Here is a 13,882-nt window from a genome sequence, read left to right as displayed (position 1 = left end):
GTCGCTCCTAGAAGAGGTGGGGGATCGGCACTGCCAGGACAGCGACGAAGAGCAGGTAGAAGGCGACCACGATGCCGAGGCTGGTCAGGACGGACAGGCGCCAGGACTCGCCGCCGATGAACCGCAGCCACACGAAGGCCAGCACCGCGGCCGGGATCTCGAAGCCGATCACCCCGACGAGGGAGGCGAAGGCCGCCATGGTGGCCAGGCCGGCCAGGACCGCCCAGCTGGACGAGGAGAACCTCTCGGCGTCCCGGGTCCGCCGCGCCCGGAACACCAGGGCGGCGCCGAGGCAGGTGATCGCCGCGCTGACCAGGAACGGCCACATGCCGGCGGAGGGGGCCGACGCCTCGCCCAGGCCGAGCGACCACGAGCCGGCCAGCCCGGCGGCGCCGAGGGCGACGACCACGAGGGCGACCACGGTGTTGGTCACGGGGCCCGCGGGGGGCGGTGCGGGCTCCTCGGCCGTCTCCGGTTCGCCGGGACCGGGACCGGCGGGTTCGCCGGCCTCCGCCCCGTCCGGGCCCCGCCGTCCCTCGGGAACCCCTGCCGCACCGGAGGCCCCGGCACCGCGGCCGGACCCCTCCGGCGGCCCCGGCACGGCGGCGGCCTCCTCAGCGCCCCCTTCGGCCTCCTGGCTCCCGCTCCGCGAGGTGATCACTGCGAACCGCCGAGGTCGATGCCGTACTCCTCCGTCATGGACCGGTACGACTCCAGGGAGGCCGTCCACTCCTCGACCACCTGGTCGCCGGGGATCTCGTGCGCGGTGAGCAGGTTGTCCTCGTTGAAGGCCCGGTACTGCTCGGTGGCGAACGCGGCCTCGCTCGCCTCGCGCAGGCGCTCCAGGACGTCGTCGGGGGTGCCGGAGGGGGCGACGAGCGCGCGGTACTGGGCCACCTCGACCTCGTACCCCTCCTCGACGGCGGTGGGGGTGTCCTCCAGGAACTCGTTGCGCTCCGCGGAGAAGGTGAGGAGGGCGTTCAGCTCACCGGCCTCGATCTGCCCGATCGCCTCGCCGAGCTGGATCGCGGCGACGTCCACCTGGTCGCCGAGGACGGCGGTGAGCGTGGGCGCGCCGCTGTTGAAGGGGACGGCGGTGCCGGAGATCCCGGCCTGGTTGAAGAGGAGCTCCTGGGCGAGCTGGCTGCCCGTGCCCACCCCGGTGGTGCCGAACTTGAGGTCGTCCCCGGCGTCCTCCAGGTCCGCGAGCGTCTCCAGGCCGGAGGCGGGGGACGAGACCAGCACGTAGTCGTCGCGGGAGATCCCGGCGACCACCTCGAAGTCGTCGATGGCGACGGCCTCGTCCTCGGAGACCGCGAGGGGGGTGATCGCGGTCAGGGAGGCGTTGATGACCAGCAGGTTCTGGCCGTCCGGCTCCTGGCCCGCGACCTCGTTGGCCGCCAGGGCGCCGTTGGCGCCGGGGGTGTTGACCACGGGGGCGGCGACGCCGAGGTCGTCCGTGAGGCCCTCGGCCAGAGCGCGGGCGATCAGGTCGGTGCTCCCGCCCGGGTCCTGCCCGACGGCGATCGTGATCGGCCCGCTCGGGAACTCGCCCCCCGCAGCGCCGCCGGACAGGTTCCCGCCGCACGCGGCGACGGAGAGGGACAGAGCCGCGGTGAGCCCGAGAACCGCCCCTGGACGTGCGGTTCTCTTCCCTGGCGCCTGGGTCATGCGAACTCCTTCGATCCGGCGGGTGCCCGCCACTTCGTGCACTGTGAGTGCCGTCACGTTCGTGAGTGTCTGGCAGCCTAAGAGGAGTTATCCATGCATGTCCAAGGCAAATACGGCATAAGATGATACCTTTCTGGCATCATGTTCTCCTTCGACCAGCTGCGCGGCTTCGTCGCCGTCGCCGAGGAACTGCACTTCGGGCGGGCGGCCGAACGGCTCTCCATGACGCAACCCCCTCTGAGCCGCCAGATCCAGAAGCTCGAACGCACGGTCGGCGTGCAGCTGCTGGAGCGCGACCGCCGGCGCGTGTCCCTGACCGCGGCGGGCGAGGCGTTCCTCATCGAGGCCCGCCGGCTGCTCACCCTGGCCGAGAGCGCGCCGGACCACGCCCGGCGGATCTCGGCGGGGTCGAGCGGGACGCTCAGGATCGGGTTCACCGCGGCGTCGTCCTACGGCCCCCTCGGCGGCCTCCTGAACCGGCTGGAGGAGGTCCTGCCGGAGATCAACATCGAGCTGTTCGAGATGGTCACCCGCGAACAGGTGGCGGCGCTCCTCAACGAGGAGGTCGACCTCGGGCTGGCCCGGCCCCCCTTCGACACCGAGCTGTTCGGCTCCCGGGTCCAGCACCGCGAGCGGATGCTGGTCGCCGTGCCGGAGGGCCACCCCCTGGCGCGGCACACGGGCCCCGTGGCCGCGGAGGAGCTGGTCGACGTGCCGCTGATCATGCACTCGCCGACCAGGGCCCGCTACTTCTACGACCTCGTGGTGCGCCTGGTCCCCATCTCCCACCAGAACGTCGTGCACACGGTCAGCCAGGTCCTGACCATGGTGTGGCTGGTGGCCGCGGGGAGGGGGGTCGCGTTCGTGCCCCGGTCGGCGACCGGGCTGGGCATCGACGGCGTCGCCTACCTGGAGATCGCGGACCTGCCGGAGGACCCGGTCGAACTCCACCTGCTGTGGCTGCGGGAGTCGCGCAACCCCGCCGTGCGGCGGGCCCTGGAGGCATGGCCCCCGGAGGGGGCCGCCGTGCCGTGATACCCGTCCGGTATCAGTTAATGCCCAACAACTCTTGGACAGCATCGAACGCTTCTCCGTACGGTAACGGCAACACCGCCCCGGCCCCCGCCAGGGAGACCCCCGACCTGCCGACCTAAGGATGACGTGTGACTCTGATGCACCCCGGTGAGCTGGCGACCCGGCTCAAGTCCGGCCTCCTCTCGTTCCCCGTCACCCACTTCGACCAGGACCTCGCGTTCGACGAGACCCGCTACCGCGAGCACCTCGCGTGGCAGTCGGGCTTCGGCGTGGCCGGGCTGTTCGCGGCCGGGGGCACGGGCGAGGGCTTCTCTCTGACCTCGCCCGAGATCGACCGGGTCGTGCGCGCCGCGGTCGACGAGGTCGCCGGTGCGGTGCCCGTGCTCGCCCCCGCGACCGGCGGGACGGCGACGGCGACGGCGCAGGCCAGGGCCGCCCAGGAGGCGGGGGCGGACGGGATCCTGCTGCTGCCCCCCTACCTGACCGAGGCCGGGCAGGCCGGGCTGGTCGAGCACGTCACGGCCGTCTGCTCGGCCACCGACCTGGGGGTCATCGTCTACAGCCGCGCCAACGCGGTGTTCACCGACGAGAGCGTCGCGGCCCTCGCCGACCGCAACCCCAACCTGATCGGCCTCAAGGACGGCGTCGGGGACGTCGAGCTGATGACGCGGATCTACGCCAAGGTCGGCGACCGGCTGATGTACGTGGGCGGGCTGCCCACCGCGGAGACCTTCGCCCTGCCCCTGCTCCAGCTCGGGGTCAGCACGTACTCCTCCGCGCTGTACAACTTCCTCCCCGAGTTCGCCCTCGGGTTCTTCGAGTCGGTGCGCGCCCAGGACCGCGAGGCGGTCTACCGCAAGCTCAACGACTTCGTGATCCCCTACCTCGACATCCGCGACCGGACGCGCGGCTACGCCGTGTCCATCGTCAAGGCCGGCCTGAACGCCGTCGGCCGCGACGGCGGCCGGGTCAGGCCGCCCCTGAGCGACCTCAGCCCCGCCGAGACCGACGAACTGGCCGCTCTCATCGCCAAGGTCTCCTGAGCCGGACCCCCGGACAGAACCCGCCGCACCCCTACCAGGAGGTACCGCAGTGCCCGTCGAAGGAAGATCGCTCGTGGCCGGGGAACCGGTCGAGGGGAACGCCGGTTCCCTCCTCGCCACCGACCCCGCCACCGGTGAGGAGGTCGGACCGGCCTTCGGCCTGGTCGGCTCCGCGCAGATCGAGGCCGCGACGCGGGCGGCGGAGGCCGCCTTCGACGCCTTCCGGGCCCAGACCCCGGCGGAGCGGGCCGCCTTCCTCCGCCGGATCGCCGACAACATCGACGGGATCGGCGAGGAGCTGACCGCGCGGGCCGTGCGGGAGACCGGCCTCCCGGCGGCGCGGCTGGAGGGCGAGCGGGGCCGTACCGTCGGCCAGCTGCGGATGTTCGCCGACGTGGTGGAGCAGGGGGACGCCCTCCAGGCGCGCATCGACCCCGCCCTCCCCGACCGGCGCCCCGCCCCCCGCCCCGACATCCGCCAGGCCCACGTGCCGCTGGGCCCCGTGGTGGTCTTCGGGGCGAGCAACTTCCCCCTCGCCTTCTCCACCGCGGGCGGCGACACCGCCTCGGCGCTCGCGGCGGGCTGCCCGGTCGTGGTGAAGGCCCACAACGCCCACCCCGGCACCGCGGAGCTGGTCGGCCGGGCGGTCGCCCGGGCGGTCGCGGACAGCGGGCTCCCCGGAGGCGTGTTCTCCCTGCTGTTCGGCGAGGGCAACGGGATCGGGCAGGCCCTCGCGGCCGACCCGCGCGTCAAGGCCGTGGCGTTCACGGGCTCGCGCGCCGGCGGCCTCGCGCTCATGCGGACCGCCGCCGACCGCCCCGAACCCGTCCCCGTGTTCGCCGAGATGTCCTCCTCCAACCCGGTCGTCGTCCTGCCCGGCGCGCTGGCAGGCGGCGCGGCCGAGGAGCTGGCGGAGGCGTACGTGGGCTCGCTGACCCTCGGAGCGGGCCAGTTCTGCACCAACCCGGGGCTCGTCCTCGTCCCCGCCACGCCCGACGGCGACCGCTTCTTCGCCGCCGCCGAGCGGCTGGTCACGGAGGCCACCGGGCAGACCATGCTCACCGGCCCCATCGCCGCCGCACGCGCCGCGGGCACGGACGCCCTCGCCGCCGAGCCCGACGTCGAGACGGTCGCCGCCGGGACCGACGGCCCCGGACCGAACGCGCTCGCACCGATGCTCCTCGCCACCGGCCTCAAGTCGTTCGCCACCCGGCCCCGCCTCCAGGAGGAGGTCTTCGGCGCGGTCGGCCTGCTGGTCCGCTACCCCGCGGACGGGCTGTCGGCCGAGGCCCTGGCGGACTCGCTCGCCGAGGCGCTGGAGTCCCTGGAGGGGCAGCTCACCGCCACCCTGCACGCCGACCCCGCGTCCGCGGACGACGCCGTCGCCGTGCGGCGGCTGATCCCCGTCCTGGAGCGCAAGGTCGGCCGCATCCTCTTCGGCGGCTGGCCCACCGGGGTCGAGGTCAACCACGCGATGGTGCACGGCGGCCCCTTCCCCGCCACGTCGGACCCGCGCAGCACCTCCGTCGGCAGCCTCGCCGTCCACCGGTTCTTGCGGCCGGTCGCCTACCAGTCCGTGCCCGACGCGTTCCTCCCGCCAGCCCTGCGCGAGGCCAACCCGTGGGGGCTGAGCCGCCGCGTGGACGGCGCCGTCGTACCGGCGGAGGAGCGAGCATGAGCCCCCGGACCCCGACCGTCGTGGACGTCGAGGTGGTGCCCGTCGCCGGGCACGACAGCATGCTGCTCAACCTCAGCGGCGCCCACGGCCCCTTCTTCACCCGCAACATCGCGATCCTGACCGACAGCGAGGGCAGGACCGGGGTCGGCGAGGTCCCCGGCGGGGAGGCCATCCGGCGCACCGTCGCCGACGCCGCCGGGATGATCGTCGGCCGCCCGGTCGCGCACGTCCACCGGGTGCTCCGCGAGATCGGGGAGGCCTTCGCCGGACGGGACGCGGGCGGGCGCGGCGAGCAGACCTTCGACCTGCGGACCACCGTCCACGCCGTCACGGCCGTCGAGTCCGCGCTCCTGGACCTCCTCGGCCAGCACCTGGAGGTCCCCGTCTGCGATCTGCTGGGGGAGGGCCGGCAGAGGGACCGCGTCCCCATGCTCGGCTACCTCTTCTACATCGGCGACCGGGACCGGACCCCGCTCCCCTACCTCGCGGAGGCCGACCCGGAGGACGACTGGGAGCGGCTGCGGCGCGAACCGGCACTCACCCCCGACGCGGTGGTCGCGCTCGCCGAGGCGGCGCGCGAGAGGTACGGCTTCCGCGACTTCAAGCTCAAGGGCGGGGTCCTCGCCGGGGAGGAGGAGGTGGAGACGGTGCGGGCCCTGGCCGCCCGCTTCCCCGACGCCCGGATCACCCTGGACCCCAACGGGGGCTGGCTCCTGGAGGACGCCGTCCGGCTCTGCTCGGGGCTGGACGGGGTGCTCGCCTACGCCGAGGACCCGTGCGGGGCCGAGGGGGTGTACTCCGGCCGCGAGGTGATGGCGGAGTTCCGCCGGGCCACGGGCCTGCCCACGGCGACCAACATGGTCGCCACGGACTGGCGGCAGCTCGCCCACAGCGTGCGCTCGCACGCGGTGGACATCCCGCTCGCGGACCCGCACTTCTGGACCATGCGCGGATCGGTGCGCGTCGCCCAGCTGTGCCACGAGTTCGGGCTCACCTGGGGCTCGCACTCCAACAACCACTTCGACATCTCCCTGGCGATGTTCACGCAGGTGGGCGCGGCGGCGCCGGGGAAGATCACCGCCCTGGACACCCACTGGATCTGGCAGGACGGCCAGGCGCTCACCCGCGAGCCGCTCCGGATCGCGGACGGCGCGATCGAGGTGCCCACCGCCCCCGGGCTCGGCGTGGAACTCGACCGGGACGCCCTCGCGGCCGCCCACGAGCTCTACCTCGAACACGGGCTCGGGGCGCGCGACGACGCCGCGGCGATGCGGTACCTCGTCCCCGGCTGGACCTTCGACCCCAAGCGGCCCGCGACGGTCCGGTGAGCCCCGCGTCCCCCCGGGGCCTCCCCGGGCCCCGCACACACCCGGGCCGCTACGGTCGGGGCGTGTACGCGCGGCGGGACCCCGCCGCCGCAGCCCTCCCGCACACCCACACCCTGGAGACACGATGACCGCCCAGCCCGGAACCGACAGCGGGACGAGCCCCCGCGCCCACGCGGCCGCGGACAGGATCAGCGAGGTCACGCTCTCGCGCGTCGACCTGCCCCTCGCCTCCCCCATCAGCGACGCCAAGGTGCTGACCGGGAGGCAGAAGCCGCTCACGTCGGTGTCGATGCTGTTCGCCGAGATCCGCACCGAGGAGGGCCTGGAGGGGGTCGGCTACACCTACTCCAAGCGCGCGGGCGGCTTCGGCCAGTACGCGCACGCTCAGGAGATCGCCCCCGAGCTGATCGGCGAGGACCCCAGCGACATCCAGCGGATCTGGACGAAGCTGGTGTGGGCGGGCGCCTCGGTCGGCCGCAGCGGGCTGGCCACCCAGGCGATCGCCGCGATCGACATCGCCCTGTGGGACCTCAAGGCCAAGCGCGCGGGGCTGCCGCTCGCCAAGCTGCTGGGCGCCCACCGCGACGCGGTGGACTGCTACAACACCTCCGGCGGGTTCCTGTCCACGCCGCTGGACCAGGTGCTCGACAACACCCGCGCCGCGCGCGCCAGCGGGATCGGCGGCATCAAGATCAAGGTCGGCCAGCCGGACTGGCGCGCCGACCTGGCCCGCGTCTCCGCCGTCCGCGAGGAGCTGGGCGACTTCCCGCTGATGGTGGACGCCAACCAGCAGTGGAACCGCAGCACCGCCGTGCGGATGGGCCGGGTGCTGGAGGAGTTCGACCTCATCTGGATCGAGGAGCCCCTCGACGCCTACGACTCCGAGGGCCACGCGGCGCTCGCCCGGGAGCTGGCGACGCCGATCGCGACCGGCGAGATGCTGACCAGCGCGGCCGAGCACGAGGAGCTGATCCGGGCGGGCGCGGTCGACTTCATGCAGCCGGACGCCGCGCGCGTCGGCGGGATCACGCCGTTCCTGAAGATCATGGCCCGCGGCCAGCAGGCGGGGATCCGGATGGCGCCGCACTTCGCCATGGAGATCCACCTGCACCTGGCCGCCGCCTACGAGATCGACCCCTGGGTGGAGCACTTCGACTGGCTCCAGCCGCTGTTCGACGAGCGGCTGGAGATCGAGGACGGGCGCATGCTCGTCCCCGGCCGCCCCGGCCTGGGCTTCACGATCAGCGACCAGGCCCGCGCCTGGACCGACCAGAGCGTCCGCGTCGACGCCGACGGGCGCACCACCCTCTCGGGCTGACCCCGCCCGGCAGGACCGGCCGGGGCCCGCCCCCGGCCCGCGGGGCCCGCGCGACACCGCGCGGGCCCCGCGGCGTTCCCGCCCGGAGCCGTCCCGGACCGGTCAGTTCTCGCCGTCGTACCGCTCGCGTGCGCGCTCGACGCCGTCCATGTTGTCGGTGGTCCAGCGCAGGAGCGCGTCGATCAGGTCCTGGAGGGTCCTGCCGAGCGCCGTGATGCGGTACTCGACGGCGATCGGGCGCGTGCTCGTGACGACGCGCTCGACCATCCCGTTGCGCTCGAGGCGCCGCAGCGCCGCCGTCAGCGACTTCTGCGTCACGACGGGGATCGCGCGGCGCAGCTCGTTGAAGCGCTGGGGCTGCTCGCACAGCTCCTCCATCACCTGGAGCGACCACTTGTCGAGCACCTGGTCGAGGAGCTCGCGGTGCGACGCGGTGATCCCGGAGGCGTAGGAGGCGAAGGGGGCGGTTTCCTGCATGACACCTGGTCTCGTTGAAGTTCCCTTTATGTACCTAGTAGACATGGGATACCACCAAGGCGCAACCGGAGGGATCTCCCATGACCGTGCAGCTGTTCTCCCCCGAGGGCATGATGCAGCCCGTTCCCTACAACCACGTCTCGGTCGCCACCGGCACCCGCCACGTGCACGTCGCCGGGCAGATCGCGCGCGACGCCGACGCCAACCCCGTCGCGACGGGCGACCTGGCCGGCCAGGTCGCGCAGGCCCTGCGCAACACGGCGCGCGGCCTGGCCGGAGCCGGGGCGACCTTCGGCGACGTCGTGCGCCTCAGGTTCTTCGTCACGAAGTGGCAGCCCGAGATGATGGACGACTTCATGGCGGGCGTCGAGGGCGTCGCCGGGGAGCTGGGCCTCCCGCAGCCCCTCCCGCCCGTGTCGCTCATCGGCGTCGACTACCTCTTCGAGCCCGACGTGCTCGTCGAGGTCGAGGCGTACGCCGTCCTCGACTGAGCGGGGCGCCCCTGCCCCGCGTCCCTCCGGACGCGGGGCCGCCGGCGTTCGCGGGGCGGGGCGCCGCGGGCGCGCTCCCCGTCCCCGACGGTCACCCCCGTGGGCGATGCTGGAGTCATGACCGACCCTGACCAGCCGCGCATCCCCGAGCCCGACGTCGAACACCTGGCCGCCACGCTCCGCCGGCGCCGCGAGGAGCTCGCCCACGCCTCCGGTGTCCGGATCGGACGCGGGGACGTGGTGCACAAGCTCGCCACGCACATGTGGGCCGGTGTGGCCGTGCCCGCCATCGCCTGCCACGCGGCCGTCGACCCCCTCCGGCTGACCGCCGCGTCCGGCCCCGTCACGTGCCGCCGCTGCCTGGGGCGCGGCCGCGGCGAACGCGACCGCCAGACCCCGGGCCAGACCGTCCTGGACCTCTGACCCGCGCAGACGGGAGGGCGCGGCCGAAGGGCCGCGCCGGGGCGTGCAGCAGGGGGAGCCGGGCTCGCCGGAGCCCTCGCGGGGGAGGTGAGCGGAGGTTCCCCGCCCCGGCGTTCCGGGCGAGATGGCCCACCCCCGTACGCACGGAGGGCGGCAGGACGCGGCCGAGCCGCGAAGGGGGATCGGGGACCCGCCCGGGCCCTGAGGGTCCGGTGGTCGCCCCGGGCATGCCCCGGTTCGTGGCCGTCCGGGACGGCGACCGCCTCCGGAGGGGGCGGAACACCTGACGCGGGGCAGCGGCTCACAACAGCATGTACTAAATGTGTACCGGCGTCCGACGCCGAGTCCGGCAGCCGCACTCACCGGCCGCCCGACCTGCCGCTTTGTCGCTCAAGAGAGCCGACGAGGGGACTTGAACCCCTAACCTATCGCTTACAAGGCGATTGCTCTGCCAATTGAGCTACGTCGGCCGACCGCCCGGAACCCCTGGCCCCGGGTGCGTCCACCCGAATGGTACCGGTTCGGACGACGCCTGGCCCACTCGGATACGGAACCAGCCCGAAGTCTGCCGATACGTCCCCACCTGGTCACCCGTGGCGACGGGGCGGACACGAACGGGGGCGCCCCGGCTGCGGACGCACCCGATCCGGCAAAAAGACGCCTGGAGGGTTTCGACGTCCGGTTAGCCGCCTCCTCCCCCGGAAACGGGAGGGGGACATGCCCCTGCCGAGGGGCGGAGAGGTGGGAAGGACATGACCGGCAACAGAGGCGTGGTGTACCAGGGGCCCGGCCGGGTCGAGGTCGCCGACATCGCCCACCCGGAGTTCGTCCTCAGGGACGGGCCCGGCGTCAACCCCGCCAACGTGGGGCGTCAGCTCCCCCACGCGGCGATCCTCAAGGTGGTCGCGACCAACATCTGCGGGAGCGACCAGCACATGGTCCGGGGCCGCACGACCGCACCGCAGGGCCTGGTCCTCGGGCACGAGATCACCGGCGAAGTGGTCGAGACGGGGCCGGGCGTGGAGTTCGTCGAGGTCGGCGACCTCGTCTCGGTGCCGTTCAACATCTCGTGCGGCCGGTGCGTGAACTGCAAGTCGCGCCGGACGGAGATCTGCCTCAACGTCAACCCCGACCGCCCCGGCTCGGCGTACGGCTACGTCGACATGGGCGGCTGGGTGGGCGGACAGGCGAAATACGCGCTGGTGCCCTACGCCGACTGGAACCTGCTGAAGTTCCCCGACAGGGACCGGGCGCTGGAGAAGATCCTCGACCTGACGATGCTCTCGGACATCTTCCCGACCGGCTACCACGGCTGCGTGACCGCCGGCGTGGGCGTGGGGTCCTCGGTGTACGTCGCGGGCGCAGGGCCCGTCGGGCTGGCGGCGGCGGCCTCTGCCCTGCTCCTGGGGGCCGCGGTCGTGATCGTCGGCGACATGAACGAGGCGCGGCTCGCCCAGGCCCGCGGCTTCGGGTGCGAGACGATCAACGTCGCCGAGGGCGAACCGGGCGACCAGATCGAGCAGATCCTGGGCGCGCCCGTGGTGGACTGCGCGGTGGACGCCGTCGGCTTCGAGGCCCACGGGTCCGGGAAGGACGCCGGGAAGGAGGCGCCCGCCAGTGTCCTCAACACCGCGATGGAGGTGACGAGGGCCGGCGGTTCGATCGGCATCCCCGGCCTGTACGTGACCGGCGACCCCGGCGCCGCCGACGAGGCCGCGAAGGCGGGCTCGCTGTCGATCCGGTTCGGGCTGGGCTGGTCCAGGTCGCACGCCTTCTTCACCGGCCAGTGCCCGGTCATGAAGTACCACCGGGAGCTGATGGCGGCGATCCTCGCCGACCGCGTGCGCATCGCCGACGCCGTCAACGCCGTGGCGATCCCGCTGGAGGAGGCCCCGCAGGGCTACCGCTCCTTCGACGAGGGCGCCGCGAGCAAGTACGTGCTCGACCCCAACGGCTATCTGGGCACCGCCGCGTCCTGACCCTCCCTGTCCCGGGGGCGGCGCCCGGCCGCTCCCGGCTCAGGCGTCGGGGTGCTCGCGCAGCAGGCGCAGCACCTCCGCCTCGACGGGGCCGCGGGTGGCGAGTTCCCCGACGGGCGTCCTCCTCCCCAGCTCGGTGAAGGAGACGTCGAGGGTGATCCCGCGCTCGCGGAGGCGGAAGACCCGGGGGTCGATGTAGGAGGCCCGTGCCACCGCCTCCGTGTTCCCCAGGTGCTCGGCCACCTCACGGGACACGTGCGCCGCCAGCCTCCGGTGCGCCGCCTCGCCGTCCGGGTCGGCCGCCACCGCGAGGCCGACCGCCGCGAGCACCGTCGCGTGCCACGTGCGGAACTCCTTGACCGTGCAGTCGCCGCCGGAGACCTCCCGGAGATAGGCGTTGAGGTCCTCGCTGCGCACGTCGTGCCAGCCCTCCGGCACGCGGTGGGCGAACAGCCCCTGCCCCGGCGAACGGGCCCGCCGGAGGGAGGCGACGACCCGGCACACCCCCGGTTCGGCGCACTCGAAGCGCTGCTCCCGGCCGGACTTGCCGGGGAACTCGAACACCACGGCGCCGCCCTCGCGGCGGACGTGCTCGCGCAGCAGGGTCGCCACGCCGTAGGACTCGTTGCGGGCGGCGTACTCCTCGCCCCCGGCGCGGAGGAACCCCAGGTCGATCAGCCGGACGGCCGCGGCCAGGACGCGTTCGCGCCCGAGTCCGCGCCCGGCCAGGTGCTCGGCGACCCTGTCCCTGATCCCGGGCAGGAGTTCGGCGAAGTCCAGCATCCTGTCGTACTTGGCCTGCTCGCTGCGGTGCCGCCACTCCGGGTGGTAGAGGTACTGGCGGCGGCCCGCGTCGTCGGTTCCGCACGCCTGGATGTGCCCGTCCGGCGAGGGGCAGATCCACACGTCCCGCCAGGCCGGCGGCACCGCGAGCCCCTTGACGCGCCGTACCTCGTCCGGGTCGGTGACCGGCTCCCCGGAGGCGTGGTGGTAGCGGAAGCCGCGCCCGCGCCGTACCCGGGTGATGCCCGGGGCGTCCGTGTCGCTGCGCCGAAGCCGGGACCTCCCCGGCCGGGACGGCTGGTCGGCCCGGCCGCTCACGCGGCCGCCCGGGGACGGCGCCCGGTTCCGCCACGGGCGGCCGCGTGGGCCGCCCCGTCCTCCGGCATCGCGCTCACCCGCCTCCTCGTCGTCCGGGAAGGATGTGGGTGCACAGCTACCCGGGCCGCGGAGCGTGAAAACGGGACGGCCCCCACGGCCGGACCGGGCCCCGCGGCAGCGGGCTGCGGCGGCGCCCCGGGACCGGCGGGCCTGAGGCCCGGGACGCCGACGGCCCCCGGTCGGGGTGACCGGGGGCCGTGCTCACGCGTGCGCGGGTCAGACCGCCTCGGCGCGGCGGCGGGACACCGCGTAGAGGGAGACCCCGGCGGCGACGGAGGCATTGAGCGACTCGGCGTTGCCGATCGGGATGCTCGCGACGACGTCGCAGGCCTCGCGCACCAGGCGCGACAGGCCCTTGCCCTCGGAGCCGACCACGATGACCAGCGGCCCGGTGGCCAGTTCCAGCTCGGGGATCTGTGCGTCGCCGCCGGCGTCGAGGCCGACCACGAACAGTCCGGCCTTCTTGAAGCCCTCCAGCGCCCGGGTCAGGTTGGTGGCCTGGGCGACGGGCAGCCGGGCGAGGGTGCCGGCGGAGGTCTTCCACGCGGTCATGTTGACACCGGCCGAGCGGCGCTCGGGGATGACCAGGCCGTGCGCGCCGAACGCGGCGGCCGACCGGGCGATGGCCCCCAGGTTGTGCGGGTCGGTGACCCCGTCCAGGGCGACGATCAGCGGAGGGGTGTCGGAGTCCTTCGCGGCGTCCAGCAGGCCCTCCGGGGCCCAGTACTGGTACGGGCGCACCTGGAGGACGAGCCCCTGGTGGACGGCGCCGGGCTGGCCGTTGCTCTCACAGCGGCGGTCGAGCTCGGTCTTGGTGACCTCGACGACGTCGATGCCCCGGGCGCCGGCCATCTTCGCGGCCTCGTTGACGCGGTCGTCGGGGTCGAGGCTGTTGGCCAGGAACAGCCGGGTGGCGGGCATTCCGGCGCGCAGCGCCTCCACCACCGGGTTGCGGCCGACCAGCAGGTCGGAGCTCTCGGACCGGCGCTCGGAGCGGGCCCCGTCCTGGTTCCCGCCACCGCCGCCGGGACCGCGCTTGGCGGCGCGCTGCCGCTGCTTGCCGTCGTACCAGTGCCGTTCCGACGCGGGCAGGGTGCCGCTCTTGCCCTCCAGGGACCTGCGGCCCTTGCCGCCGCTGCCCTTGGTCGGACCCTTCTTGCTCTTCTTCGCCGTCATTGGTCGCCGCTTCCCCGTACGTGTTGCGAGCATGCCGGAGGCGCGCTGCATCCGGCTGGTGGAATGTCGCCGACCAGCGCGAGGCGCGGCGGCAAACTCCCA

At 73.9% G+C, this 13,882-nt stretch carries 13 protein-coding genes and 1 tRNA gene; 8 read left to right on the top strand and 6 right to left on the bottom strand.

Features of this window, described 5'->3' with window-relative positions; all coding sequences use genetic code 11:
* Positions 1–7 precede the first annotated feature (7 nt).
* Entirely contained in the window at positions 8–433 is a 426-nt protein-coding gene (locus ACQPYD_RS02570; RefSeq protein ID WP_433699602.1) for a tripartite tricarboxylate transporter TctB family protein, read from the bottom strand.
* 224 nt (positions 434–657) lie between these two features.
* Entirely contained in the window at positions 658–1,671 is a 1,014-nt protein-coding gene (locus ACQPYD_RS02565; RefSeq protein WP_433699601.1) for a Bug family tripartite tricarboxylate transporter substrate binding protein, read from the bottom strand.
* 141 nt (positions 1,672–1,812) lie between these two features.
* Between ACQPYD_RS02565 and ACQPYD_RS02560 the strand changes: the two genes are divergently transcribed.
* The 5 genes from ACQPYD_RS02560 to ACQPYD_RS02540 all read left to right on the top strand — a co-directional run bounded on the left by ACQPYD_RS02560 (position 1,813) and on the right by ACQPYD_RS02540 (position 8,073).
* Complete coding sequence (locus ACQPYD_RS02560) at positions 1,813–2,706, top strand: LysR family transcriptional regulator (RefSeq protein ID WP_433699600.1); 894 nt, start codon at positions 1,813–1,815, stop codon at positions 2,704–2,706.
* Between the two features lie 137 nt (positions 2,707–2,843).
* A complete protein-coding gene (gene kdgD, locus ACQPYD_RS02555; protein WP_433701926.1) occupies positions 2,844–3,749 on the top strand; it encodes a 5-dehydro-4-deoxyglucarate dehydratase in 906 nt (301 codons plus the stop codon).
* A gap of 73 nt (positions 3,750–3,822) precedes the next feature.
* The gene (locus ACQPYD_RS02550) at positions 3,823–5,427 is read left to right on the top strand and encodes an aldehyde dehydrogenase (NADP(+)) (RefSeq protein WP_433699599.1); all 1,605 of its coding nucleotides are present in this window, start codon (positions 3,823–3,825) and stop codon (positions 5,425–5,427) included.
* Positions 5,424–6,755, top strand: coding sequence for an enolase C-terminal domain-like protein (locus ACQPYD_RS02545; protein WP_433699598.1), 1,332 nt, complete (start codon positions 5,424–5,426; stop codon positions 6,753–6,755). Before ACQPYD_RS02550 ends, ACQPYD_RS02545 begins: the two co-directional genes overlap by 4 nt.
* A gap of 124 nt (positions 6,756–6,879) precedes the next feature.
* Complete coding sequence (locus ACQPYD_RS02540; RefSeq protein ID WP_267947837.1) at positions 6,880–8,073, top strand: L-talarate/galactarate dehydratase; 1,194 nt, start codon at positions 6,880–6,882, stop codon at positions 8,071–8,073.
* Positions 8,074–8,175: 102 nt separating this feature from the next.
* On the opposite strand, the gene ACQPYD_RS02535 is transcribed toward ACQPYD_RS02540, so the two are convergent.
* On the bottom strand, positions 8,176–8,550 hold the full coding sequence (locus ACQPYD_RS02535) for a winged helix-turn-helix transcriptional regulator (RefSeq protein WP_433699597.1): 375 nt from the start codon (positions 8,548–8,550) through the stop codon (positions 8,176–8,178).
* An 80-nt stretch (positions 8,551–8,630) separates the two neighbouring features.
* Between ACQPYD_RS02535 and ACQPYD_RS02530 the strand changes: the two genes are divergently transcribed.
* A complete protein-coding gene (locus tag ACQPYD_RS02530; protein WP_433699596.1) occupies positions 8,631–9,041 on the top strand; it encodes a RidA family protein in 411 nt (136 codons plus the stop codon).
* A 117-nt stretch (positions 9,042–9,158) separates the two neighbouring features.
* Positions 9,159–9,464: a hypothetical protein gene (locus ACQPYD_RS02525; RefSeq protein WP_433699595.1), complete on the top strand. Its 306-nt coding sequence runs from the start codon at positions 9,159–9,161 to the stop codon at positions 9,462–9,464.
* 397 nt (positions 9,465–9,861) lie between these two features.
* On the opposite strand, the gene ACQPYD_RS02520 is transcribed toward ACQPYD_RS02525, so the two are convergent.
* A tRNA-Thr gene (locus ACQPYD_RS02520) sits at positions 9,862–9,934 on the bottom strand.
* A gap of 282 nt (positions 9,935–10,216) precedes the next feature.
* Here ACQPYD_RS02520 and fdhA point away from each other — a divergent pair.
* Positions 10,217–11,443 carry a formaldehyde dehydrogenase, glutathione-independent gene (gene fdhA, locus ACQPYD_RS02515; RefSeq protein ID WP_433699594.1) on the top strand — a complete coding sequence of 409 codons (1,227 nt, stop codon included), beginning with the start codon at positions 10,217–10,219 and terminating at the stop codon, positions 11,441–11,443.
* A gap of 39 nt (positions 11,444–11,482) precedes the next feature.
* Here fdhA and ACQPYD_RS02510 read toward each other — a convergent pair whose 3' ends face one another.
* Together ACQPYD_RS02510 and rlmB are read right to left on the bottom strand one after the other, a co-directional pair.
* The gene (locus tag ACQPYD_RS02510) at positions 11,483–12,544 is read right to left on the bottom strand and encodes a DNA topoisomerase IB (RefSeq protein ID WP_433699593.1); all 1,062 of its coding nucleotides are present in this window, start codon (positions 12,542–12,544) and stop codon (positions 11,483–11,485) included.
* A 276-nt stretch (positions 12,545–12,820) separates the two neighbouring features.
* Positions 12,821–13,780: a 23S rRNA (guanosine(2251)-2'-O)-methyltransferase RlmB gene (rlmB, locus tag ACQPYD_RS02505; RefSeq protein ID WP_433699592.1), complete on the bottom strand. Its 960-nt coding sequence runs from the start codon at positions 13,778–13,780 to the stop codon at positions 12,821–12,823.
* Positions 13,781–13,882: the final 102 nt, after the last annotated feature.

It is taken from the genome of Nocardiopsis sp. CA-288880 (assembly GCF_050955985.1).
GTDB lineage: Bacteria > Actinomycetota > Actinomycetes > Streptosporangiales > Streptosporangiaceae > Nocardiopsis > Nocardiopsis tropica.
The sequence above is the reverse complement of the archived record's forward strand: the minus strand, read 5'-3'. Positions and strand labels throughout refer to the sequence as shown.